This window comes from Methylotuvimicrobium sp., assembly GCF_050611805.1.
Classification (GTDB): domain Bacteria; phylum Pseudomonadota; class Gammaproteobacteria; order Methylococcales; family Methylomonadaceae; genus Methylotuvimicrobium.
Window position 1 is genome coordinate 64,092 of sequence record NZ_JBNGHF010000002.1, and the last position, 24,931, is coordinate 89,022.

The 24,931-nt window shown below is 45.5% G+C and carries 18 protein-coding genes; 15 read left to right on the forward strand and 3 right to left on the reverse strand.

Translation table 11 applies throughout. From position 1 onward, the window contains the following. The first annotated feature begins 9 nt into the window (after positions 1–9). From ACRJJO_RS01740 to ACRJJO_RS01750, 3 genes are read left to right on the forward strand one after another with little or no spacing between them, the layout of a single operon-like run. Positions 10–699, forward strand: a complete 690-nt coding sequence (locus ACRJJO_RS01740; protein ID WP_431064257.1) for a hypothetical protein — start codon at positions 10–12, stop codon at positions 697–699. After that, complete coding sequence (locus tag ACRJJO_RS01745; protein WP_431064258.1) at positions 696–1,382, forward strand: DUF2764 family protein; 687 nt, start codon at positions 696–698, stop codon at positions 1,380–1,382. Before ACRJJO_RS01740 ends, ACRJJO_RS01745 begins: the two co-directional genes overlap by 4 nt. Before the next feature lie 10 nt (positions 1,383–1,392). Further along, positions 1,393–3,234, forward strand: a complete 1,842-nt coding sequence (locus tag ACRJJO_RS01750) for a V-type ATP synthase subunit A (RefSeq protein WP_431064259.1) — start codon at positions 1,393–1,395, stop codon at positions 3,232–3,234. A gap of 623 nt (positions 3,235–3,857) precedes the next feature. Here the strand turns inward: ACRJJO_RS01750 and ACRJJO_RS01755 are convergent. Then, positions 3,858–5,603 carry a methyl-accepting chemotaxis protein gene (locus ACRJJO_RS01755; protein WP_431064260.1) on the reverse strand — a complete coding sequence of 582 codons (1,746 nt, stop codon included), beginning with the start codon at positions 5,601–5,603 and terminating at the stop codon, positions 3,858–3,860. Positions 5,604–7,101: 1,498 nt separating this feature from the next. Here ACRJJO_RS01755 and ACRJJO_RS01760 point away from each other — a divergent pair. The 6 genes from ACRJJO_RS01760 to rplI all read left to right on the forward strand — a co-directional run bounded on the left by ACRJJO_RS01760 (position 7,102) and on the right by rplI (position 11,334). Continuing rightward, positions 7,102–7,584 (forward strand): low molecular weight protein-tyrosine-phosphatase, encoded by a 483-nt coding sequence (locus tag ACRJJO_RS01760; protein ID WP_404361222.1) that lies wholly within the window; start codon positions 7,102–7,104, stop codon positions 7,582–7,584. Positions 7,585–7,976: 392 nt separating this feature from the next. Then, a complete protein-coding gene (locus ACRJJO_RS01765) occupies positions 7,977–8,699 on the forward strand; it encodes a dienelactone hydrolase family protein (RefSeq protein WP_431064261.1) in 723 nt (240 codons plus the stop codon). 525 nt (positions 8,700–9,224) lie between these two features. Next, entirely contained in the window at positions 9,225–9,662 is a 438-nt protein-coding gene (gene rpsF / locus ACRJJO_RS01770) for a 30S ribosomal protein S6 (protein WP_431064262.1), read from the forward strand. Between the two features lie 24 nt (positions 9,663–9,686). Beyond that, entirely contained in the window at positions 9,687–9,914 is a 228-nt protein-coding gene (gene rpsR / locus ACRJJO_RS01775) for a 30S ribosomal protein S18 (RefSeq protein ID WP_341328708.1), read from the forward strand. A 16-nt stretch (positions 9,915–9,930) separates the two neighbouring features. Beyond that, the gene (locus ACRJJO_RS01780) at positions 9,931–10,830 is read left to right on the forward strand and encodes a hypothetical protein (RefSeq protein ID WP_431064263.1); all 900 of its coding nucleotides are present in this window, start codon (positions 9,931–9,933) and stop codon (positions 10,828–10,830) included. Positions 10,831–10,887: 57 nt separating this feature from the next. After that, positions 10,888–11,334 carry a 50S ribosomal protein L9 gene (rplI, locus tag ACRJJO_RS01785; RefSeq protein WP_431064264.1) on the forward strand — a complete coding sequence of 149 codons (447 nt, stop codon included), beginning with the start codon at positions 10,888–10,890 and terminating at the stop codon, positions 11,332–11,334. 86 nt (positions 11,335–11,420) lie between these two features. Here the strand turns inward: rplI and ACRJJO_RS01790 are convergent, their stop codons facing one another. Further along, the gene (locus ACRJJO_RS01790) at positions 11,421–11,783 is read right to left on the reverse strand and encodes a hypothetical protein (protein WP_431064265.1); all 363 of its coding nucleotides are present in this window, start codon (positions 11,781–11,783) and stop codon (positions 11,421–11,423) included. Between the two features lie 566 nt (positions 11,784–12,349). Between ACRJJO_RS01790 and ACRJJO_RS01795 the strand changes: the two genes are divergently transcribed. Further along, on the forward strand, positions 12,350–12,739 hold the full coding sequence (locus tag ACRJJO_RS01795) for a C40 family peptidase (protein WP_431064266.1): 390 nt from the start codon (positions 12,350–12,352) through the stop codon (positions 12,737–12,739). Here ACRJJO_RS01795 and chrA read toward each other — a convergent pair. Continuing rightward, positions 12,729–14,063 (reverse strand): chromate efflux transporter, encoded by a 1,335-nt coding sequence (gene chrA / locus ACRJJO_RS01800; protein WP_431064267.1) that lies wholly within the window; start codon positions 14,061–14,063, stop codon positions 12,729–12,731. The genes ACRJJO_RS01795 and chrA overlap by 11 nt on opposite strands. 546 nt (positions 14,064–14,609) lie before the next feature. Between chrA and ACRJJO_RS01805 the strand changes: the two genes are divergently transcribed. From ACRJJO_RS01805 to tssK, 5 genes are all read left to right on the forward strand, one after another. After that, entirely contained in the window at positions 14,610–14,948 is a 339-nt protein-coding gene (locus ACRJJO_RS01805) for an STAS domain-containing protein (RefSeq protein ID WP_341328712.1), read from the forward strand. Positions 14,949–14,956: 8 nt separating this feature from the next. Further along, on the forward strand, positions 14,957–15,382 hold the full coding sequence (locus tag ACRJJO_RS01810) for an ATP-binding protein (protein WP_404361229.1): 426 nt from the start codon (positions 14,957–14,959) through the stop codon (positions 15,380–15,382). A 545-nt stretch (positions 15,383–15,927) separates the two neighbouring features. Then, complete coding sequence (locus tag ACRJJO_RS01815) at positions 15,928–20,622, forward strand: NAD-glutamate dehydrogenase domain-containing protein (protein WP_431064268.1); 4,695 nt, start codon at positions 15,928–15,930, stop codon at positions 20,620–20,622. A gap of 1,154 nt (positions 20,623–21,776) precedes the next feature. Continuing rightward, a complete protein-coding gene (gene tagH, locus ACRJJO_RS01820; RefSeq protein ID WP_431064269.1) occupies positions 21,777–23,249 on the forward strand; it encodes a type VI secretion system-associated FHA domain protein TagH in 1,473 nt (490 codons plus the stop codon). Positions 23,250–23,589: 340 nt separating this feature from the next. Continuing rightward, a complete protein-coding gene (gene tssK / locus ACRJJO_RS01825; protein WP_431064270.1) occupies positions 23,590–24,927 on the forward strand; it encodes a type VI secretion system baseplate subunit TssK in 1,338 nt (445 codons plus the stop codon). Positions 24,928–24,931: the final 4 nt, after the last annotated feature.

The following is a 24,931-nucleotide window of genomic DNA, read 5'->3' on the forward strand; positions in this document are numbered from 1 at the left end:
GTCGAGAGTATGAAAGCGGAAAAAGCGGGAATCGCGTCAAGCGGCGTTGAGAAGCTGATCGAGCGCTTGAGAGATGAAGCGATTAATGCCGGACAAGCCAAAGCCGAGGATATCGTGCTAAATGCTCAAAAGCGTGCGGCTTGGATTATCGAAGAAGCCGAGCAAGAGGCACAGTTATTGATAGAAAAAGCTCGTGTAGAGGCTGATGCCCTAAAAGCTTCCGGTGTCGATGCTCTACGCTTGGCGGGCCGAGATGCGTTGCTTAAATTACGCGATACTTTGCTTGGCAGCTTCAGTCAGGAAGTCATGCGCGTGGTCGGAAAACAAATGGCGAAAAGTGAGTTCATCGAACAGTTGATTTTGGCGCTTGCAGGGCGTGTTCGGGAAAAAACCGGCCTTGATCAAAATTCTAAAATTATTTTTCAATTACCCGAAGACGTTGTCGGCGTCGAGGATTTGCGAAGAAATCCGGAAGAGCTCAAGCAAGGTGCCTTATCGCATTTGACTGCCGCGATTGCATCGGATTTGTTGCGGGACGGTGTATCGTTTGAGGTTTCGGATCAAATTAAAACGGGCTTGGTAATCAAGCTCGAAGAGAACAATATGATGATCGACTTTACAGATGAGGCGGTCGCGACATTGTTTCTCGAGCATTTGCAACCTCGCTTTAGAGCGCTATTGCAAGGTATCGTTAAGTGAGCGGCTGGAATTTTAAATATACCTTGTTACTTAGCAGTCTGCCTGTCCACCCGGTCGATTTATTCGAAGCTCGCCAGCTTCCGGTTTCTCGAATTCAATTAGATAAACGTTTGGCTTTGTTAGATGCCGAAGATGCCCAGGATTTGGCGCGTATTGAAGCTTTGCTGCATTGGTCGAAAATGAAAGAGCTTGATGACGAAGCCATAGTTAAGCAAGGTATGGCCGACTGGTATTCGATCAGGAGTCCGTTTTTAAAAGAGATCGTTATGTGGCGATTGGAATTAAGAACTATTTTATCGGCGCTTAGAAGAAGGCGGGACGGCATGAACTTAGCGCCGGACATGCCTTTTTACGGCTTTGGCGATCGGTTGCGATTCATTAGACAGCATTGGCGTGATGCCGCTTTCGGGTTAGATTCTATATTGCCCTGGGTTAGGCAAGCCAGTGAACTAATCGAACAAGATCGATCACTGGAATTAGAAAAACTGATGCTCGAGGTTGTTTGGCGACATTATCAAAGAGTTGGGCAGGGGCATTATTTCGATTTTCCCGCAGTCGTTATTTATGTATTGAAATGGGATGTCATCAGCCGTTGGTCGAGTTATGACAAAGAGCATGCCATGCTGCGCTTCGACGAATTAATCTCGGCCGGACTGGAAGGCGTTTCGATTGAATTTGGATAAAAACCCTACGATGAATGAAAGCAAATTGATAGCTGATTTAGATCAAGCGTCGGCGAGAGTCGTCTCTGTTCAGGACGATATCGTTTCGATCGAGTCGGTTGCTGACACGCCGCTGACAAAAAATGAAGTCATTTTTATTTTGCCGAGCCGAAGCGAAGCTAAACATAAGGAGCGGCTTAAAGCAGAAGTATTGCGTATCTATGGTAATCGTGCCGATGCACAAGTTTATGAAAATACCTCAGGGGTTGGTGTTGGCGATCCGGTTGTACAAACCAGTGAATTACTGTCGGTCGAACTTGGGCCCGGGCTTCTGGGGCAAGTCTATGATGGCTTGCAAAATCCCCTCGATTTATTGGCAACCGAATACGGCTATTTTTTGCCTCGGGGCGTCGATTTGCCGGCTTTGGATAAAAATACCAAATGGGCATTCACGCCGTGTGTGCAAACCGGTGCAAAACTTTATGCCGGCTGTGCAATCGGAGCCGTTCAGGAGCGACGCTTCAGCCATAAGATCATGGTGCCGTTCGACATCAATGGAGAGGTCGAGGTCACTTGGATTCAAGAAGGTAGTGTTACGGTCGATGAGGCTGTCGCAAAAATCAAACTGGCCAATGACAAAGAGCAAATCATTACGCTCAAACAACGATGGCCGATTCGCATGCCATTATCGCAACAATTACTACGCAATAATGTGGTGGAACGGCAATATCCAACCGATCCCTTGATAACGCATTTACGTTTGATCGATACTTTTTTCCCGATTGCCAGAGGCGGTACCGGCTGTATTCCCGGGCCTTTCGGTGCGGGTAAGACAGTTTTACAGAGCTTGATTTCGAGAAATTCGGAGGTCGACATTGTTATCGTAGTCGCTTGCGGAGAGCGAGCCGGCGAGGTGGTCGAGACCATTACCGAGTTTCCGTTGACGATCGATCCAAAAACCGGCGGATCGTTGATGGACCGTACTATCATTATCTGTAATACTTCGTCGATGCCGGTTGCGGCTAGGGAGGCGTCGATTTATACAGGAATCACGCTCGGTGAATATTATCGGCAAATGGGCTTGAATGTATTGTTGCTTGCCGACTCGACGTCACGTTGGGCGCAGGCGATGCGCGAAACCTCTGCGCGGCTCGAGGAAATTCCGGGCGAAGAGGCTTTTCCGGCCTATTTAGATTCTGCGATCAAAAATATTTATGAGCGAGCAGGCGTAATTCAAAATCGTGACGGAGGAATCGGAAGTCTGACTATGATCGGCACCGTTTCGCCGGCCGGCGGTAATTTCGAAGAACCGGTTACGCAATCGACATTGAGCACGGTCAAGACTTTTTTAGGACTAAGCGCCGACCGGGCCTATAAACGTTTTTATCCGGCTGTCGATCCGTTGCTGTCCTGGTCTCGCTATTTAGAGCAGCTTAGGACTTGGTATGATCGTGAGCTTATTACAGGGTGGACTGAACTTGTATCTAAAATTTTAGAGTTGCTTGTTCGGGGCGACAGTGTTTATCAAATGATACAAGTCGCCGGTGAGGAAGGCGTGACTTTGGAAGATTTTGTGCTGTATCAGCAAGCCATATTCATCGATATGATCTATCTGCAACAGGATGCTTTCGACGATGTTGACGTGTCGGTGCCGCTTGAGCGGCAAAAAGAAATATTTATGCTGATTATCAAGTTGGTCGATGCGGAGTATCGCTTTACCGACCAAAACCATGTGCGGGATTATTTTACTCGGCTGACCGGACTGTTCAAAAATCTTAATTATGCGGTTTGGCGTTCAACCGAATATAACGATTTACTCGCTAAAATAGAGAACTTGTATAAATCGGCCGCTAATCAACAATTCCCGGCTTAAACATGTTCTCGCAGTTTAGGGTGGGTGTGGAGCATGCCTGTCCAAGAATGTCGTGAACTTAGCGCTTTATCGCGTTAGCAGTTGAAACGGTTCTCTTTCCTACTAAATAAACCATTTAGTAAATAGTCAATGATTGCTTTCCAATACATTGATCGTGGAAGAGGGTACGATTCAGCAATTCCCAATTTGAGAATAAAAAAGGGTGCGGAGTGTGCTTGGCGAAGATGTCGGCGGCAGAGGCTGATTTTTGCTCCTCGGCAATTGCTCCTGCATTGCCCTAATACACGCCATCCTTGGCGTTTAGCCGCCGCCAAGTCCCCATGGATGGGATTACGGCGTTCCTCGACAGGCATACCCCGCACCCTGAACACGAAGAGATTTCTCAAACTGAGAATTGCTGGGGTACGATTACTCGCTTGACAGGACGCCGTAAACCCAGCACCTAAATGCCATAGCCTATTGGCCATGATTGGTTACATAGATAATTTAGGTCTGGATAAATACGTCCATGTAGGCTCAATGCCAGTCCTTCGCCTAGCGTTAGGTGAGGGGACCGAAAACCACTGTGCCTCCCTTAGGCACTGCCGAAATGTGAAGTGCGAAAGGTATATTTTTGTATATTCTTAGGTTTTAAATTGACCGACCATTTCTTTTAATTGACTGGCTAAGGTCAACAATTCTCGGCATGCGGTCGTTGTGTTTCTAGCGCCGACCGATGTTTCATTGGAAACCGAGCTGATGTTGCTGATATTGCGGTTGATTTCCTCGGCGACCATGCTTTGTTGTTCGGCCGCGCTCGCGATTAGATTGTTCATGTCGTTGATTGTATCAATTTTGTCGCTGATGCTGGCGATCGCCTCGCCTGCCGATGCGGCTTGATCGACGCTGGTTGTGGCTTGTTTTTTGCCGTTTTCCATAACTTTGACAGCTTGTTCGGCACGGGTCTGTAAGCGTTCGATCGTTTTTTGGATTTCCAGCGTTGAATTTTGCGTGCGGCTTGCCAGTGTTCTGACTTCGTCGGCGACAACCGCGAATCCTCGGCCTTGCTCTCCGGCTCTAGCCGCTTCAATTGCGGCATTCAGTGCCAGGAGGTTGGTTTGTTCGGCGATACCTTGAATGACGCCCAATACTTCGCCGATGCTATTGCTATCCGACTGTAGTTCATGAATGACATGCGCGGCATTTTCCACTTCGGATGCCAACCGGTTAATGTCTGCGACGGCAGCCGTCACAACATTTTTTCCTGTCAACGCTTCTGCGTCTGCTTTTGATGCGGCCTCTGAGGCTTTAACAGCATTGCGAGCGACTTCTTGAACGGTGGCTGTCATCTCTTCCATTGCTGTTGCCACTTGTGTGGTTTCGGATTGTTGCCTATCGACACCGTGTTCGGTTTCTTCGGAAATATTAGCAAGTCGTTGCGAGGCTTGAGTCAATTGTTCGCTGGTCGTGCTGATATGGTCGACTGTCTTGGCTATTTTTTTCACGAAATTGTTGAAGCTGTGCCCAACCCAAGCAAATTCTGTTTTTCCTTCGGTTTTTAGCCTGGCTCTGAGGTCGCCTTCTCCGCTGGCAATGTCCTGTAGTTTTATCGCCAGATCGGTTAGCGGTGCAATTATGATGCGGTTCATCGAAATATAACCGGCCGCACCTATTACGATCAATGTGATAATCGTAAAGCCGATTGCGTAAAGTACATGGGTTCTTAGTTGTTCATTGACACGATTCAAAGGTGTAATGATTTCAAAAGCGCCATGAAGGTCGCCGGCACGTTTGTTTTCCATGCGATAACCAAGTATATCGCTTCCTGCATAATTGCCCCATAGTTCGCCTGAAGTAGCCGGATCGCCATGACAGACTTCGCATTGCTTGGCCAATCTTACCGGTCGAAAGTAACGGATTTCTTGGGTTTCTTCGTCGATGTAGGAGTATTCGGTGGACTGGGGATTATTTTGGAAAAACTGAAGGGCTTTTTGTTCCAGCGCATCGGCTTCGTTAGCAGGGTTCCGTGCTCCGACTCGAGGTGCTTTGAATCGGAAGTTCCCTTCTTTAGCTTTGGCTTCGACGACATCCATTGCATTCATAACCGGGACCGTCGCCAAAATTTTTGCTCTGCGTTCGGGGTTAATGCTGTCGCCGGCCATTATTTTTACTAGCTCGACAGAAAAAATACCGCTTTCCCATTTTTGATTGGTATTTTCCCTAACCGATTCGGAAACCAATAGCAGGTTCTTGGCATTTTGAATTTCGGATTCGATCAGTTTTTGTTTTTCCGATATCCCGTACGTTACCAATAAGCCGCAAGCTATGATTGCCAGTCCCGTAAGGGTGATAGCCACTACTTTAACGCCAACAGAGTTCCAATTCATCATTATCATTTTTGTTCTCCAGCATATCCTGAGTAAGTATTATATGCGATATGCATTATCAATTGGCCGTACCGTCAAGCCTGGTTACGGATTTAGTTGTTAAAAAGTAATTCTTCGACGTAGGTTCTTTATTCATGGACAAGCTTGACCCGAGGCGCCGATTAGCTCGAAGCCGGTATTGTAAGTTTCAATCTAATCGACTTAAGTTCTTGCCTATGGACTGATTACAAATCCGACTGCCGAAGTAGCGGGTTTTGTATGATTAAAAAACAGCCTCGCCTCGGACCTCCTATAGAGTAGGCCTTTTTTCGATCGGATCAGGGTAATTTACGTAGAAAATAGTTACATTAAAAATTTAATTTTTACAGTACTTTCTATTACGTATTTATATCTAAAGAGCGGTTTAATGGAGCGGTCGCGAAGATCGCATCGTTAATTAGGATAGCTTATAAATCGGCTGATGAGTATTTTACTTTAATCGTCGTAAGGTTATGTCGCTAAATAACGAATTTTATGAATCAAATCATAAAAATAACCTGAGTCATCAGGTGCGTAAACACGAATCCGGAACCGCTTTATTGATTTTTTATCATAAATAAATATCTTAACCTAGTCTTAATAAGTGCAGTGCCTATCGTCTAACATATTGAACTACATAAGTTAAAAGTCACCCTGGTTTTTAACCCGACGTTTAAAAGCATGACTGGATTCTATATAGAGTTATAATATTTATTTTTTATTATTCAATGCTTTATAAGCGGAAGATGGTAAAGCTTGGTTGGTTTGTAGAAATCGCTTGTATGCATCGTATTAGAGTATGCTCGCGGAAAAATCGGATCATTCGCATATCAAATTGCGGTTTTGTCTGAGTAGTCTGCTTCCAAGCGCGCCAAGATTTTTCGCGAAAGCTGAAATGGGGTCCGTCCGATTTCAGCAGCGAAAAATGACTTGGCGATTATTGCCTTCGGCGGCCCCGATTCGCCCTGCGTCCGTGCCACTACGCCACATCATCGTCAACTCGATGCGGCTCCGTAGCACTCCCACAAATGGCTTGACGCCGTGTCGCGATGCCTTGTATTTTGCCTCCGCCTGCGCTAGTCGCGCAGACTCCGGCAAAACACCCGGCGCTACGGCTATCGGGGACTAAAAATCTTCACTTCGCTGGCGCTCCGTTTCCAAGATTTTCAGCGCCGGTGCCCGGTTTTTATCGGCTTGAAAGTATAAATTAGATGAGACCAAATCGATACTCCAAAGAGTTATTGCCAGCAATTCCCATGCTGAACATGTTCTCGGAATTTAGGGTGTGGAGCATGCCTGTCGACAACTTCGCTAGCCACGCTCCATACATTCATTAGATATTAGTCATTTTTATGAGTATAAAGGGAGTGATAGTGGTGTTCATATCGAAGATTAGTCGAGAGGATTCAATCCTTCAATCCTTCAATCGTGATCAAGCTAATGTAAACTATAGGGCGTTTTAATCAAAAAAGATCGAACAGCTATGAAAAAAATCAAAGTTCTTTTTGTTTGCATGGGTAATATTTGCCGTTCTCCGACTGCCGAAGGAGTGTTTACCAAGCTAATTGAAGAGGAAGGGCTTAGGCACTTATTTGAAATCGATTCAGCAGGAACGCATGCCTATCATGTTGGCGAACAGCCGGATTTAAGGGCTCAAAAAGCCGCAAGAGAGCGTGGTATCGAATTGCAACATTTGCAAGCCAGGAAAGTTATTTATGGGGATTTCGAGGACTATGATTATTTGCTGGCGATGGATGACGACAATTATTCGATTCTGCTTGAAGCTTGTCCCGAAGTTCATCGGGACAAGATAAGTTATTTGTTGGATCATGCGCCACATGTTGGTACACGTGAGGTGCCGGATCCATACTACGGCGGTCGGTATGGATTTGAACGTGTGTTGGATTTGGTTGAGGAAGCTGCGGCGGGTTTTTTGAATCGCTTAAGAGAGAAAGGCGAGATATGACCCGGAAAAAATTAAATCCAAGTTGTACTGGCTTGGCTTAAAAAAGCGGAGCCGTTCGTTAGGCGGCGAAGAGTTCGTCGAAGAATACTCATCGTAGATCAAAATTCGGCACTAGGGTGCCTGTCAAAGGCCCAACACCTAAATTATCCAAGATCGTTAATCATAGCCAATAAATTATGGAATTTAGGTTCTGAGTTCACGGTGGTTCTCGATAGGCGCATCCCATGCCTTTTACTGTTTTTAAATCAAACAGAAAATAAAGTCGGTGCCGAGATCTGATGTGTGAAAAATATATACCTTTCGCGTTTCAAATTTCGGCAGTGCCCGAGGAGACGCTGAATTTTGATATACGATGGGTGTAATTTATAAATTCAATCAACGAGGAGAACAATATGGCGATTGTATCGAATACTGTCGACTATCTGGATGGCGATGCGGTTTTAGAAGGTTTTTTTGCCTATGACGATGCATTGAAAGGTCGACGTCCTGCTGTGTTGATTAGTCATGCTTGGGGTGGGCGAGACGAATTTGTTGCCGATAAGGCAACAAAGCTTGCAGAGTTGGGATATGTCGGTTTCGCATTGGATGTGTACGGTAAAGGCAAACGAGGGAACAGCGTTGAAGAAAACTCTCAATTGATGCAGCCTTTTATGGATGATCGCTCGATGTTGCAAAGAAGAATTGCTGCAGCATTGTCGGCGGTTAAATTATTGCCTTGGGTCGACGATCAAATGATTGCGGCGATCGGTTTTTGTTTTGGTGGCCTATGTGTGCTCGATTTGGCTAGGACCGGTGCCGATCTAAAAGGTGTGGCTAGTTTTCATGGTTTGCTGATTCCACCGGCCAATCTGTCTGCAGTTCATATCCAGGCTAAGGTATTAGTGATGCACGGTAATGATGATCCGATGGTGCCGGTCGACCATGTCGTGACATTGGAAAAGGAATTGACCGACGCAGGTGCTGATTGGCAAATGCATATATACGGTAATACCGTTCATGCGTTTACAAATCCGGTGGCTAACGATCCTGGTTTCGGTACCGTCTATAACGCTCTTGCCGATAAGCGTTCATGGAAAAGTTTGGTTGCTTTTTTGCAAGAAGTTTTCGTGCAATAGCTAAGGGACGAATATGAAATAACTTCGACAAATGCTGGAAGGGGCTTGACTGATAGGTGTCGGCGACAGCGCGGATTTTATTGCTCTTCGACAATTGCAGAGTTACAAGGATGTAACGAATGCAGAAAATGCAGGAGCATTTTTCAACCCTTCATCGCCTAAAGCGCCTGCAGTTGGTGCCCTAATACAAGCCATCCATGGCGTAATGCAAACCTGCATTCACGCCAACCTTGGTATTAGAGCTGCCATCAAGCCCCATAGGTTTACTCAGTACCTAAATTCCATAGTCTATTGGCTATCTGGATAATTTAGGTGCAAGGTGACGGTATTGCTCGTCAAGCATATCCCACGGCCTAAGGTCTGCGAAACTGCTTAAACTGGGGTTGCTGAGATAATAAGCAATCGCTTGCCCAGTATGAATAAAACATTTATAATTTCCGGTTTTGGCGCATTCCGTGCCATATCCTTGCTTTACCATCTTTACTTAAGACAGAGATGGAAGGCTTTTTCCCGAAAGGAGTAATCATGCGACATTATGAAATTGTCTTTTTAGTCCATCCCGACCAAAGTGCTCAGGTTACGGCGATGGTTGATCGTTACAAAGCGACCATTGAGGCTGCGTCTGGCAAAATTCACCGTCTTGAAGATTGGGGGCGTAGGCATTTAGCTTATCCCATCAACAAGATTCATAAAGCTCATTACGTGTTGATGAACATCGAATGCGATCAACCAACCCTTGAAGAACTGGAAAGCGGTTTTCGTTTTAACGATGCAATTTTGCGGAGCATGACGTTGCTGAGAAAGGAAGCCGTTACCGAGCCTTCTAAAATAGCGACCTCGACAGCGGATGAAAATAAAGCGGCCGAATTAAAGGCTAAAGCCGACGCTGACGACTCCGATGTCGAAGAAGTCAAAGACTCGGCAAAAGATGATAAGGCCGACGAAACAGTATCCGAAGAATAACCGTTATTGAATCGAGAGAATATTATGGCACGTAACATGAGACGTAAAAAACTAAGCCGCTTTAGTACGGATGGATCAAACGAAATCGATTACAAAGATATCGATACCTTGAGCGAATATATTACCGAAACCGGAAAAATAGTTCCTAGTCGCATCACCGGAACGAGCGCCAAGCATCAAAGACAGTTGTCGGCGGCAATTAAGCGCGCGCGTTTTATCGCATTATTGCCGTATTGCGACGCACATAAATAAAATTTAAACCGGGCGTATGAAATTTTTAGCGGAATACATCATGCGAGGGAGGATGCAGGCCATCATGGTTGCATCGACCTTGGCTTTAATATCGCTGATCATTCCCCCGGTAAGTATTGTAAGTTCGGCTACTGTTGCATTGGTGACATTGCGCCGAGGCGCGTATGAAGGGTTATGGGTGCTATTATTTGCCAGCGCCGCAGCTGCTGCATTGGGCCTTTTGGTTTTAGGCGGATATCAATTTGCGCTGCTATACGGTTTGGTGATGTGGTCACCAATCTGGATTATCTCAATCGTTCTGAGAGAAGGCAGGCATTTGTCTCTTGCGGTTGAAATAGCAATATTGCTCGGTGCGTTTGGAGTGCTAGGGTTTTATCTTTATCAATCCTCCCCGTCCGAATTTTGGCTGCCGATGCTGGAACAGATGATTAAGCCAATGATGGCGTCATCGCCGGATGTGCCTGTTGACAATATCGAGCAATCGGTTCATGCCATGGCTCATTATATGACAGGCGTCGTAGCTGCAGGCACCATATTTAGCCTTTTATTTGGGCTTTTTTTAGGCAGATGGTGGCAATCGATACTCTATAATCCCGGAGGCTTCAGGGCTGAATATTTATCCTTGAGCACCCATCCTCGTCTGGCCATCGGTAGCATCATCGTAATAGCAATTGCGTGGTTTGACAGCGGCATATTTTCGGAAGTCGCGTGGAATATCACAATTCTATTGTTTGTGCTCTATACCTTCATCGGGGCTGCAGTATTGCATTTGATGTTATCAAGGTTGAGCTCCGGGCGTTTTTTGGTACCGATGTTTTACGTCACGTTATTGATCATACCTCATGTCATGTTCCCGGTTGCCGGTATAGGCCTGGCTGATGCGTGGTTGAACTTACGAAATAAATTTTCCAAATAATCCGGCGCCTGATGGCGCACAATAATTCGGTAATAGCCGAAACAGAGGTAGATAACGATGGAAGTGATTCTTCTTGAAAAAATTGCAAAACTAGGCAATCTGGGTGACAAAGTTAGCGTAAGATCCGGTTACGGTAGAAACTTTTTATTGCCGAAAGGCAAGGCCGTTGCCGCAACCGCTTCAAAAATAGCTGAATTCGAAGCGCGCCGGGCCGAATTAGAACAAGCGGCCGCCGAGAAATATTTGGCGGCTCAAACGAGAGCGGAAGCATTGAATAACCTATCGGTAACCGTTACACATAAAGCTGGAGACGAAGGCAAATTGTTCGGCTCCGTCGGTACTCAAAACATTGCCGATGCATTAACTGAAGCCGGTGCAAAGGTTGAAAAACATGAGGTTCGGTTGCCTGAAGGGGCTATTCGCCAAGTCGGCGAGTATGAAATCGATATCGATTTGCATTCGGATGTTGTTGCAACCGTTAAATTGATTGTCGCAGCCGAATAAATCTCAAGTTCGTTTAACCAAGGCAGGACCTTTCTGCCTTGGTTGCCATTTAATCATTAGTCTTATATCACCCACCGTTCAGCGGTTTAATGCTCCAGTGCCTTGATATCACCATCGTCTTTCGCAACTTGGTAATAGTTAATGAATGAGGCAATGGCTTTTTTTAAGTCCTCCGATGCCGCTTGTTCATCAACGATGCCTGTTACAATCGCATAAGCAACGTTAAGATGAATATCTCCGTAGTTATATTTTTTATATAGAGATTTTGATGCGCCTGTTTCATGACGATGCACGCAATGACTCAATTCGCCACTGCTAATCGAACCATTGCGCCATTCAGCAAAACTTTTCTCCAGTTTTTTGAGCTCAAGAGCAAGTTCCTTTTCATAGGCTTGTGCAGCTAATTCTCGTAACTCGCGTTTAACCTTTTTAGAGTAATTGTTGATCATAACTTTTAACCTAGAAAAAGCATTTCACCATGAAGAGTAACAGCAATTCTCAGTTTGAGAAATTTCTCCGTGTTCAGGGTGCGGAGTATGCCTGTCGAGGAACGCCGTAAACCCATCCATGGGGGGCTTGACGGCTGCTTTCCCTGCCGCCGCACCTGCCAATCGAGCAACCGTACCCTCCTTTCAACGATCCGCTCAATATTGAATAAAGCAAGTTATTTAGAGCTATATCCTTTGGTTTATTCTCAAATGGGTATCAACTATTAACGCGAACATAGCTTTAATTAAAGCATCTTTATATTAAAATTGCGCGATTGAATCCCTCCAATTTCTGTTTGTTTTGAGCATAATCGAAAGTCTTCTACACGATTGGCGGATTTTATATAGCATAATATTTTTTAAGTTTGCGCTAGAATTGACGGAAATATAATGATTTTATCTGAATCAATATGAGTTTTCCTATGCGCTTCTTAACTAGTGATTTAAAAATTATTGTTTTAGTTTTTGCGCTCGCGCTGTTAACTGCTTGTTCGGAAGGTCAGAAAAAAACTTCCTTAATAGCTACTATGCCCGATTCCGAAGCGGCATTAAAGCAAACACTCTATGGCCATTACCGCGAATGGGCGTCGATTCCTTATCAATATGGCGGGCTTTCGAAATCCGGTATCGATTGCTCCGGTTTTGTTTATCTGACATTCGCAAAAAAGTTAGGTGTTCATTTGCCTAGAACATCCGACCGCCAAGCTCAGACTGGTAAATCTATACCGCAGCAACAATTGAGAACCGGAGATTTGGTATTTTTTAATACGGGGCCTCAACAACATCATGTCGGCATATATATCGAGCAAAGAAGATTCTTGCATGTCTCGACGATCAAGGGAGTTGCGATTTCCAGTTTGGATAATCAATACTGGTCCGATAGATATTGGAAATCGGTGCGTGTGCTCAGTTCGTAATGGACAACGAATAAAGTAATCCCAAAATTGCACTTAAGCCGATTACTGTCACAATTCCACGTTTAAATTTTAACAACAGTAAGAAAGCGGCTATGCCGGTTAATGCGGAAAACGGATCAAAAGACCCATTCAGGTTTTGCGGCCAAAGAACGTGCCAAGCAAAAAATACCGCAAGATTTAAAATTACTCCGACCACGGCGGCAGTAATGCCTTTGAGCGGTGCAGTCAATTTTAGATCGTCGCGAGTGGCTTCGACTAAAGGCCCGCCGATCAATATAAATAAAAATGACGGTAAAAAAGTAAATAACGTTGCGATGCTTGCCGCGGCGATGCCGGACCAAGCTAAACTGTCAGGTTCGAACACCGGATGATTCCAACCGCCGACGAAGCCGACGAACGCAACGACCATAATTAACGGTCCGGGAGTTGTTTCGCCCAATGCTAAGCCATCCATCATTTGTGTGCCGTTCAGCCAAGAAAAGTGCTCGACTCCTCCTTGATAAACATAGGGCAATACGGCATAAGCTCCGCCAAAGGTTAATAGAGCGGCTTTGGTAAAAAACCAAGCCATATGTGTCAATAAGCTGTGTCGACCGAAGTTGATCAGCAATACTATAATCAGGCTTGCCCAAATCCCGAAACCGGTCAAACCGGTTTTATAGATTTTTGACCACGTAAACTTAGCGTGGACAGGCATGGGCGTATGATCGTCAATAACGGCAGGTCCATGGGATATTATAGAGTTCACAGGATGTTCGGATATATGAAATTGGTTCGGAAAATAATGCGCGCCTAGCCAGCCTAGGATGCCTGCACCAAGCACGATCAAGGGAAACGGAATATTCAATGCGAAAATGGCGAAGAAGGAAAGTGTTGCAATCAGTTTAAGATATCGGTTACTTAGCGCCCTGGAACCGATTCGATAGGCGGCGAAAACTATAATGGCGGTGACAGCTGGTTTAATACCGTAGAGTATGCCGGATACGGCGGGAACCTCGTTGAATACCAAATAACTCCAAGTCAGAGCGATTAAAATAAACAGCGAAGGTAGTACGAATAAAACTCCGGCGGCAATACCGCCGCTTACACCATGCATCAACCATCCGATGTATGTGGCTAATTGCTGGGCTTCCGGGCCGGGTAGAACCATACAATAATTCAATGCATGCAAAAAGCGGTGTTCGGAGATCCATTTTCTTTTTTCAACCAACTCTTGATGCATCATGCTGATTTGGCCGGCCGGACCGCCGAAACTGATGAAGCCGAGTTTAAACCAATACCAAAGTGCTTGTTTAAAAGGAATCGTGTCGATATTCTTGTTCAATGTGATTGCCGAAGTGAATTGAGTCTCTTGATTTGCAAAGTGCTTCAGATTACGATGTCGTCATATATAACTTCCTACTCCCATTTGATCAAAGAACCGTCTAAGAATAAAAGGTAAGGGATGTGTTTATCGAGGACCGCCGTTCACCCAGCACCTAAATTATCTCAGATAGTTAACCATAGCCAATGGACTATGGAATTTAGGTGCTGGGTAAACCCATCTATGGAGGCTTGACGGCAGCTATCGAGCGCCAGGGATGGCGTGAATGCAGATTTTGCAGGAGCAAAAATCAGCCCTGCTGCCGACATCCTCGCTAGCCACACCCCATACCTTCATAAAGTTAGCCATTTTTTGAGTATAAAGGGAGTAGAACTATGCGCTTTGTTGAAGGGGCGGTCACTCGCGCTTAACAGGCTCCGCACCCTGAATTCGGCAAAATTTCTTAAACTGAGAATTGCTGCCCCGATGCGGAATTTTGATCTACGATGAGTATAACTACTACAATCGGCTAATTTCGACTATTTTTGATTAACGAATATAAAAGATATGAATTTAACGCAGCAACAATTAGACGGTTTCAATGTCCTTCACATCAATGAAGAACGGATCGATGCTCACAATTCGAGTGATTTAAAAGCATTTATTATCGATATGATAGAAGAAGGCGAACCTAATATCGTCGTGCAATTACAACAGGTCAAGTTTATCGATAGTTCGGGGTTGGGTGCGTTGCTGGCGGGATTTAAACATGCGACTGCAAAATCGGGTAAATTAGCTTTGTCGAACCTCCAGCCGCAAGTGTTGTCTATGTTTGAATTGACCCGACTGAATCGGGTATTCGAAATTTATAATGATTTGGACGAAGCGACCACCAGTGAATCTTAGAGGCTTTTATGCAAAGTGCGGATATTCAGGTTGATGTAATTATTCCGACACAAACCAAATACCTGGATTTGATCGGCAGCATCGGGGAGCGGATCGGTAGAGAGCTGGATCATTATTCCGGTGATCGAGATGCGTTGGCTTATCAATTGAACCTTGTGTTAACCGAAGCGACAACAAACGCAATTAAACATTCTAAATATAAAGGGCCGAAGGACTGTGTCAGAATTACGATTCACATACAGGAAGACGAACTCGATATTAAAGTTTTCGACCATGGACAAGGCTTTGATATCGAGTCAGTGCCGATTCCGGATTTCGATAATCCGAAGGAAAACGGAATGGGTATTTATTTTATTAAGACACTGATGGACTCGGTCACTTATACGCGAATGGAAGAAGCCAACGTTTTAGAAATTAAAAAAAGCCTACGATAATTATCGTCCCAAATTGTTGATCAAATCTATGTTTGATGAGCAATCTCCTTGCTAAATAGCCAATCTTTATCTCAAATCTTCATGCGCTACATTTTTCGCGTGGTAGAGTAATAACTGTGCATGAAATAATAGTCTCAAGTGATTCCCCGACCCCCTCTTAGAAAGGAATGGTTTTCTACTCCCTTTATACTCAAAAATTAGTTAAATTTATGAAGGTATGGGGTGTGGCTAGCGAGGATGTCGGCAGCAGGGCAGATTTTTGCTCCTGCAAAATCTGCATTCACGCCATCCCTGGCGCTCGATAGCTGCCGTCAAGCCTCCATAGATGGGTTTACCCAGCACCTAAATTCCATAGTCCATTGGCTATGGTTAACTATCTGAGATAATTTAGGTGCTGGGTTCACGGCGGTCCTCGATAGACGCATTCCATACCTTATATTTTTAGACGGTTTTTCAATCAAAAGGGAGTAAGTCTTGATACATTTATTCCATGCGCGACTCTTAGCCGTGACGTTTAATAACAGAAACCAGTCAAGGAGTAGTTCGTGAAAGTATATCTGAGAGCCGGTAATCTTGCTCTAAAGGCATCGCGTCAGCGTCGGAAATTAAAGGCGGTACAACATATCCTAGAAGGACAAGGCGACAATCAAAACCGACGGTTTTTAATCAAATTGGCGGAAATGCTGTTGTTTCCGGACAGCTATTTTGTTTCATTGCCGCCTAATATATCGTCATCGCTGATTGTCAGGATATTTGAGCTTTTTACTGACAATATCGAAACGCATAACGTCAAAGAACTAAGGATACCGAATGATCCTCAACAATTTATCGTAATTGTCTGTCGTAATTTAACGCATGTTGTCGATTCATTATTGGCGTTACAAAGCGATCAACAACTTCCGTTTCAATTATTGGCACATCCCGTTTTGACTGTTAAGCGTCAGGGAGAAATGATAACCGGATTAGAAAGTAACGGTTTATCCGGAACCAAGCAACTGTTGATTGTATTGCGTCTAGAAGCGGTTGATCCAGGTATAAAAAATGCTTTTTTCGAAAGGATAACGGCAATTATCGAATGGGCCGAAGTCCTTGATCGAGACCGCATAGCCTTGAAAGAGAGCTTGCTTGGCCTCAATGATATTTCCGAGTTTTCTCAATTTAGCGCTTTGATCGATTGGCTTGAGCAAAAGGCTTTTATTCCTTTTAAGAGTCATCGACTGTCGGTTGACGATCAAGACGCGTTCACTTCGCTTAAAGCCTTGGGTTCAGAGTTTTGTCACGACAATAATCCCACTGCACTATCGAACTTTCTCCGAGTGATGCAGGCTGTTTTGGCGCGCGATTATCCTTTGATCATCCAATACTTACCGATACGAAGCCCATTGATTCACGACCAACCCTTAATTTACATAGGGTTCAAGCATTCGTTGCCAGATGGAGGCGGTTTTTGCGAATATGGTTTTTTCGGCGTTTTTGACGAGACCGAAATGGGGGGAGCATGTAGCAATATCCCGTTTTTACAGCGTAAAATCGAACAAACATTAGCGCATCATAAAACCCCTGAAAACAGTTATGAATATCTGCAGCTCAAAGAGATATTCAATTTATTTCCGAAAGTCGATTTATTTTTGCTCGAGATACCCCAACTCGATTTATTGATTCAATCGCTCAGGCGTTACCTGTATCGTCCGGAAGGCATCAAGTTAGTGGTGCTCGGTGGCTTCGGGTTGGAGTCGTTGTCCGCGCTGATTATTGCCCCAGTTCATTTGTATAGCGAAGAAATTGAATCCGTATTGTTAGGGCGCTTGTCGTCAAGTCTCGATAGCAGCGCCGAATTAGTCCGGAAAATTGTGCTTAGCGGTCCTTATTTGGGGCTGCATTTTTTGCTGAGGCCGACTTCCGAAACAATTACGATCGATGTCGATCAATTAGATAGAGATCTCAACAAACAGATCAGGCCCTGGTCTACGTCGTTGTGTCGAACTCTGGAGCGCGCCTACGGTAAATACAAAGCCTGTAAATTATGGCAAAAATACCGTACGGTTTTTCCGCCCGGATATCAAGCCTTGATGCCTCCGCGCCATGCCATCAAGGACATTGGCTTAATCGAATCGTTGTTGAATGATGATCCGATGACGATCGGCTTGTTGCGCCCGTACGGCCAGATTCGGCATTATCGTTTGCATTTTTGCAGCCGGCAAGAACGCTATTTGGATGAATATATTCCAATTCTCGAAAACTTTAATTTGCGAGTCTTGGATCAGGTTCAATTTCCATTGACAGTGTCCGGCAGTCCGGTTTTCATTAAAAGTTTTACGATTTCCGCTGCGAAGTCTCAACACGACAGTTTTACCGAGTTAAAATCTCGCTTATTATCCGGTATCGGTGCGGTATTTAACGGAAAAGCTGAAAACGATCAGTTGAATAGCTTGCTGGTATTGGCAGGTATGACTTGGCAGCAGATCGATGTGCTGCGTGCGTATCGCAATTATTATCTGCAATTGGGCTACCCGACGACGACTAGCAGTTTCAACCAGGCATTACTCGCTAATTCTAGTACCGCCTTCGCCTTGTTTGAGTATTTCGAGGCCCGTTTTAGGCCCGACCCTAATTTAGGGGAGCCGATGCAACGCGAGGAACAGTTGTTGTTTCCGTTACGTCTTAAATTGCTAGAGAATCTTAGCGGCGTTACCGATATCAATCACGACAAAATTTTGCGTACGCTGTTTAATTTAATTGATGCAACGATGCGTTGTAATTTTCATGTTAGGCAAAAGCGGGACGATTTTTTTATCGCATTTAAGATCAACAGCCTCGGCATCATCGACATGCCCCCTCCAAAGCCTCAAAATGAAATTTATGTGCATGCGGTCGATATGGAAGGAATACATTTGCGGGGCGGTAAGATTTCTCGGGGCGGCATTCGTTGGTCGGACCGACCGGACGATTTCAGAACCGAAATATTGGATCTGATGCAAACTCAGATGAGCAAAAACGCACTGATCATTCCGAAAGGCGCGAAAGGTGGATTTATCGTTAAAACGCCGGTTACAGACCCCGATTTCAAGGAAGTGGGCCGGAAGGCTTATGTCAAGTTGATTCAGGGCTTGCTCGATTTGACCGACAATTATGTCGAAGATCGGGTCGTGCGTTTGCCAGGTATCGTGAGCTACGACGATCATGATCCTTATTTGGTCGTCGCCGCCGACAAAGGAACGGCTCAATTTTCGGATTTGGCGAATTCGGTTTCAGCTCAATATCATTTTTGGCTCGGCGATGCCTTTGCGAGCGGCGGCTCAAATGGCTACAACCACAAAGCGCTAGGAATTACCGCCCGTGGGGCTTGGGAGTGCGTTAAACGGCATTTTCGCGAACTCGGCAAGGACATCCAAAGCGAGCCTTTTACAGTCGTCGGTATCGGCAGCATGGACGGCGACGTGTTCGGAAACGGCATGTTGTTATCGAATAGCACGCACTTGCTTGCCGCAATTAGCGGTCGTCATATCTTTATCGATCCCGCACCGGCCGATCTTGAAAAATCGTATTTAGAGCGTAAGCGTTTGTTTGAATTGCCGGGGTCGAGTTGGGACGATTATGACCGAAGCCTGATTTCCGAGGGAGGTGGAGTTTATTCGCGGCATGCGAAGGACATTGTAGTTTCTCCGCAATTGCGCAAATGGTTGGGTATACGTTATAAAAGCTTGGATGGCTCGACCTTGATTCGCTTATTATTGACTGCGCCGGTTGAATTACTATGGTTTGGCGGTATCGGTACCTATGTGAAAGCAACTAACGAAAAACATGAAGATGTAGGCGACCGAAGCAACGACGATGTACGTGTCGATGCGTTGCAATTGCGTGCGGCGGTTGTCGGCGAAGGCGCTAATCTCGGTTTCACTCAAAAGGCCAGAATTGAGTTCGCGCTTGGCGGAGGGCGTATCGATACTGATGCGGTTCATAACTCGGGTGGGGTCGATTGTTCCGATCATGAAGTCAACCTCAAAATATTATTGACCGGGCTTCAGAAAAAACAAGGCTTGAAGGATTATCGGCAAACTTTCGAATCCTTGACCGACGAAGTATGCGCTGCAGTATTAACCAATAATTACAAACAAAGTTTATGTTTGTCGCTCGAACAATTACGTGTAAAAGGGAATGCCGAACAGTACTTGTTGCTTTCAGAACGATTGGAAAGTGCCGGTGTACTCGACCGTTCCGTCGAGTCTTTTCCATCTTACAAAGCAGTGATGGGGAGATCCGGTCAAATCATTACACGACCTGAATTTGCCGTGCTGATGGCCGCCTGTAAGATTCAACTGACGCAAGACATCATGGATAGAAGCGAATTGATATCGGTTTCCGATTACGATATTTATTTGCAAAGCTACTTTCCAGATCCGATACGGCAGAACTTTGCCGAGCATTTAACCAGTCATCCTCTCGCGCCGGCAATTAAGGCGACCGTAATCAGTAATACGATTATCAATCAAGCAGGGTGCAGTTTTTTGAATTGGCATAATGACAATGGCGGCAGTATCATCGACAGCATTACCGTTTATTTGACCTTCGATCAAGTACTGGAAGCCGAGGATTTTCGCCGTGAAGTTTTTAGTTTGGATAATCTCATTCCTGCCGAACAACAGTACGGTCTGCTATTGCAACTGGAAAATGTCTTGGCCGAATTCAGCCAATGGGTATTGATGAACGAACTGGTTGTGCGTCCTGATTCTCTTACGCTGGAAAATTATCGCTCTTGTTTAACGGCTTTCGCCAATGAGTTTATTTCGCCCGATTCAGAGAATGAAGCGGTTAATGGTATACCCGTCAAGCTGGCAAAGCGCATCGCATTCATCAATTCATTAAACGACTTTCCACAAATTGCGCTATTGTCTACTGAATCCGGGCATTCCTTCAGTACAGTACGCAAGACGTTTATCGATGTTGCGAAATTTTTGGACTTGGACAAGTTGTTGGATCAACTGACGGTTATAACGGTGCAAAATCATTGGGAGCGCAAGGTTTTTAACAATCTCAAGGCTGAAATCAAACAAACTCAAGGAAGGCTCGTGCAATCTCTTTTGGCCTCGGATGCATACGATTGTAAAGCTTATTTTGCAGGCTCATCTAATAAGCAGAAGCTCATCCGTTATCAACGCGTTTTTCAAGAAGTTTCGAGAAGTGCGACAAACAGCTTGATGCCTTATTTAACCTTGAATAAAGCATTGATGAATTTGATTTGATTATACTTTTCACACTTCAAATTTCGGCAGTGCCTAAGGAGGCACCGGGGTGCCTGGCAAAGGCTTTGCCAGCATGGAGCTGACATAAAGCCTACATGGATGTATTCACCCAGCACCTAAATTCCATAGCCTTTTGGCTATGGTAACTATCTTGCATAATTTAGGTGCTGGGTTCACGGCGTCCTTTGTCGAGTACCCCGGCAGCAATTCCCAATTTGAGAATAAAAAAGGGTGCGGAGTGTGCTTGGCGACGATGTCGGCAGCAGGGGCAGATTTTTGCTCCTCGGCAATTGCTCCTGCATTGCCCTAATACACGCCATCCCGGCGTAATGCAAAATCTGCATTCACGCCATCCTTGGCGTTTAGCCGCCGCCAAGCCCCCATGGATGGGTTTACGGCGTTCCTCGACAGACATACCCCGCACCCTGAACACGGAGAAATTTCTCAAACTGGGAATTGCTAGCACTCCGGTGCCGAATGTTGATCTACGGTATAGAATTCGGTAAATCCAAAGTTAATGCGTATTTGAAGAACCATCGGACAGAGACTAGAATTAATTGAATTAAGATCGAACGTATTTTTATTAAGACGTGAGTAGAACTAAATTTTCCTGTTTAAATTTGGCTATGTATGCGGTAATAGTTGAGAACATCCACCGCATCGGAAGTGTACTTATCAATCCAAAGTGGATTGTAGGGTACGCTGCGCGTACCTAATGTCGGCGCAAGGCAACATGCGGGCACGTTCAACTAAGGAACGAGCATGAAATAACTTCGACAACTGTTGAAAGGTGGTTTGGTGGCTCGATTGACAGGTGTCGGCGGCAGGGAAAGCCGCCGTCAAGCCTAGATGGGCGTATTCACCCAGTACCTAAATTCCATGGCTCGTTGGCTATGGCTAACTACCTTCGATAATTTAGGTGCTGGGTTCACGGCGTCCTGTCAAGCGAGCCACCAAACCGTCGCAAAGCCTACTACTTGTAGAAGTTATTTTGTGCATATTTCTAAACGGTTGGTTCCGCTGTGGTATGCACAGCGTACCCGACAGTCTTCAAGTTTAGAGATAGGCGTAGTTTAATGTCACCTAATTAACGCGAACTTAGCCTGAAATTTGTTTGAAAATAACGATTTTGTATTTCTCATCGAGTAGTTGAAATGGCTTTATCTCTTAAGATCACAATGTACAAAGGCAAGCCTTTGTCCGAACCTAAACTAGCAGCCTTTCCAAACGACGAAGGCACGATAGGCCGTTCCGATGATAATACGCTGGTTTTACCTGATCCTGATAAATTTGTATCTCGACATCATGCATCGATCAAGTACGAAAACGGCACATATTATCTGACCGATTCAAGTCTGGCTGGCGTATTAATCGATAATGAAGTTAACCCGCTGCATAACGATTCGACACCTCTTCATAACGGTACCCTTTTAAAAGTCGGCGAATATGAAATAGAAGCCATTATTACTGAAGAAACTAGCCAGGATGATTTTCCTTTTCCGGATATTTTTGCCGATTCGCCGTCAAAATCGACAGAACCCGAAGAGTTGTTTTCAACGCCGATCGATAGGGAAGCCAATCGACTGATGGGCGATAGCGGTTCACCCTTTCCACGGCATGAAGAATTGATCGACGCCAAAGAAAACGAAACGCCCGAATTTGAAAGTCACTTGCAAGATCATGCTTCACCGCTTTTCGACAGCTTTATCGCTCCTCAGGTAGAAGCAGCAACGAAACCTTTTGAGGAAATTCCTGAAAACTTGAGTTTCGAGGATCTTTTCGCCGACTCCGGTTCGCCCTCCAGTAACGGACAGATAGAGGACGATTCAAGATCATCGGGTACGGATTTGCTTAACAACGACGATTTCGCTCCGAAATCGTCTCTAGCCGATCCTGAGCCATCGGCTTCAGAACCTTTTCCATCGCCGGTCGCCTACCCTAATAGTACGCAAACTTCAAAATTAAACAGCATTCTAGTTGACTCGTCAGATTCTTCCCCTGAAACGCCGCCCGCACAACCCGTACAGAGTATTTCAGATGACGGCCTATTTAATGCTTTTTTGCAAGGTGCCGGACTTGATCAAAACGAATGCGCAACTAAGAATCAATCGGAGGCGATGCAAAGAGTTGGCAGAATGTTTCGGCAATTGGTTGCCGGTACCGTGTCGGTCTTACGAAGCCGAGCAGAATTCAAGAGCTTATTCCGTGTCAATGTGACTGTAATAAGAGCGGCCGACAATAATCCGTTGAAGTTCGCCGTTTCGACTGATGATGTTTTGAAGCAATTGATTCAAAACAAAGAGGGCGGTTTTCTCGAATCGGTCGAATCGATCGAGCAAGGCTTCAATGACATCATGAATCATCAGCTCGCGATGCAAGCAGGGATTCAAGCCTCATTGACCGACTTATTGAAAAGATTCGACCCGAAAACGATCGAAAAACAATTCGAGCAAGGCATCGTGTTACAAAAAAAAGCCAAGTGTTGGGACAGTTATCAGGAAACTTATCGCATTGAGTCCGAAGAAGCCGTTGAGAATTTTTTCGGCGATGCCTTCGTAGAGGCTTATGAAGAACAAATGAAAGCGCTAACGACAGCGCGGAACAAAAATAAAAAATTTGGACTATGATGATTGGAGGTTTGAGAAAGCCGTTTTTCAACAGAAACTCCCAATTTGAGGGTAAAAAGGGTGTGGAGCATGCTTGGCGAGGATTTCGGCGGCAGATAAGGCCGCCGTCAAGCCTACACGGACGTATATTCACCCAGCAACTAAATTCCATGGCTCGTTGGCTATGGCTAACTACCTTCGATAATTTAGGTGCTGGGTTCACGGCGTCCTGCCAAGCGAGTTACCGAACCCTCAACAAGACTCATAGTTCCAGGACGTTAATTATCACGAAATCCTTAATAATATTAAACCTAAGGTTAGTTCGAAAATTCATATCACAGGGTAAAAGGTTACAAGAACAATGGCGGAAAATAACAGGACGGTTTGGTCGGAAGGCATGTTTTTGCGGCCCCAACATTTTCAACAACACGACCGGTATATCGAAACTCTCGTCAAGGAACGATGCGGCAACCTTACGCCTTATGATTGGGGAGTCAAAAAGATTGTTATAGACCAGCGGCAGCTTGCCATGGGCAAATTTGCATTGGCCGAATGTAGCGGGATCTTTCCGGACGGAACGCCGTTTAATTTACCCGAAGACGACGACTTGCCTTTGCCGGTCGATATTCCAAGCGACGTGCAGAATAATATCGTTTATCTATCGCTACCGGTCCGCCAACCGGGTACGATTGAAATCGATACCGACGAGAACCGTCATAATCTGGCGCGCTATCATGCCTTCGAAAGCGAAGTTCGCGACCATAATACCGGATCGAATACGACCTCTGCGATCTTGGTCGGCAAACTTCATACTAGACTTTTATTGGAGCGACAAGAGCGTTCCGGTCATGTTTGTATCGGGGTGGCAAGAGTCATCGAGTCGAGGGCCGATAAAAACGTGATTCTCGATCAGGGTTTTATTCCGCCTTCGCTCGATTGCAACGCTATGCCTGTCTTGAGCGGGTTTATCAAAGAATTATTCGGCTTATTACATACGCGCGGAGAAGCTCTCGGCGGACGGGCTTCCGAAGCGGGCAGGGGCGGAGTTGCCGAAATTTCCGATTACATGCTGTTGCAAATGGTTAATCGTGTCGAGCCGCTATTCGAACATTTGCAATCCATTCCCGCATTGCATCCGGAAAGTTTTTACCGAATTGCGGTGCAATTGGCCGGCGAGTTATCGACATTTTGCAGGCCTAATAAAAGACCGGTGAGTTTTCCGGTTTATAGGCACGACGATTTACAAGCGACCTTCATGCAAGTCATGGAGGAGTTGCGGCAATTATTGAGTGCGGTATTGGAGCAAAACGCGATTCCGATTCCTTTGACAGCTCCGAAGTACGGCATTCGCGGCGCGAAGGTGCCGGACCCGAATTTGCTCAAGGATGCGGTATTCGTGCTGGCCGCCAATGCGCAAGTGTCTAAGGAACAATTGCGCAGCAGTTTTCCGACGCAGGTCAAAATCGGTCCGGTCGAACAGATTCAGCAATTGGTGCGTTCGGCCTTGCCCGGTATTTCGATTCATGCACTGCCGGTCGCGCCACGGCAAATTCCTTATCATGCGGGTTTCGCTTATTTCGAGCTCAACAAACAAAGCGAGCTATGGAAGCAAATGGCTCAGTCGGGCGGTTTTGCGATCCATATCGCCGGTGAGTTTCCAGGGCTTGAACTTGAATTTTGGGCAATCAAAAACGGTTAACGAC

Excerpts from the sequence above, each read along its gene's own strand:
- ACRJJO_RS01740 (WP_431064257.1), top strand. The coding sequence starts at position 10 with ATGAAAGCGGAAAAAGCGGGAATCGCGTCAAGCGGCGTTGAGAAGCTG.
- ACRJJO_RS01750 (WP_431064259.1), top strand. The coding sequence starts at position 1,393 with ATGAATGAAAGCAAATTGATAGCTGATTTAGATCAAGCGTCGGCGAGA.
- ACRJJO_RS01755 (WP_431064260.1), bottom strand. The coding sequence starts at position 5,603 with ATGATGAATTGGAACTCTGTTGGCGTTAAAGTAGTGGCTATCACCCTT.
- ACRJJO_RS01760 (WP_404361222.1), top strand. The coding sequence starts at position 7,102 with ATGAAAAAAATCAAAGTTCTTTTTGTTTGCATGGGTAATATTTGCCGT.
- ACRJJO_RS01765 (WP_431064261.1), top strand. The coding sequence starts at position 7,977 with ATGGCGATTGTATCGAATACTGTCGACTATCTGGATGGCGATGCGGTT.
- rpsF (WP_431064262.1), top strand. The coding sequence starts at position 9,225 with ATGCGACATTATGAAATTGTCTTTTTAGTCCATCCCGACCAAAGTGCT.
- rpsR (WP_341328708.1), top strand. The coding sequence starts at position 9,687 with ATGGCACGTAACATGAGACGTAAAAAACTAAGCCGCTTTAGTACGGAT.
- ACRJJO_RS01780 (WP_431064263.1), top strand. The coding sequence starts at position 9,931 with ATGAAATTTTTAGCGGAATACATCATGCGAGGGAGGATGCAGGCCATC.
- rplI (WP_431064264.1), top strand. The coding sequence starts at position 10,888 with ATGGAAGTGATTCTTCTTGAAAAAATTGCAAAACTAGGCAATCTGGGT.
- ACRJJO_RS01790 (WP_431064265.1), bottom strand. The coding sequence starts at position 11,783 with ATGATCAACAATTACTCTAAAAAGGTTAAACGCGAGTTACGAGAATTA.
- ACRJJO_RS01795 (WP_431064266.1), top strand. The coding sequence starts at position 12,350 with ATGCCCGATTCCGAAGCGGCATTAAAGCAAACACTCTATGGCCATTAC.
- ACRJJO_RS01805 (WP_341328712.1), top strand. The coding sequence starts at position 14,610 with ATGAATTTAACGCAGCAACAATTAGACGGTTTCAATGTCCTTCACATC.
- ACRJJO_RS01810 (WP_404361229.1), top strand. The coding sequence starts at position 14,957 with ATGCAAAGTGCGGATATTCAGGTTGATGTAATTATTCCGACACAAACC.
- tagH (WP_431064269.1), top strand. The coding sequence starts at position 21,777 with ATGGCTTTATCTCTTAAGATCACAATGTACAAAGGCAAGCCTTTGTCC.
- tssK (WP_431064270.1), top strand. The coding sequence starts at position 23,590 with ATGGCGGAAAATAACAGGACGGTTTGGTCGGAAGGCATGTTTTTGCGG.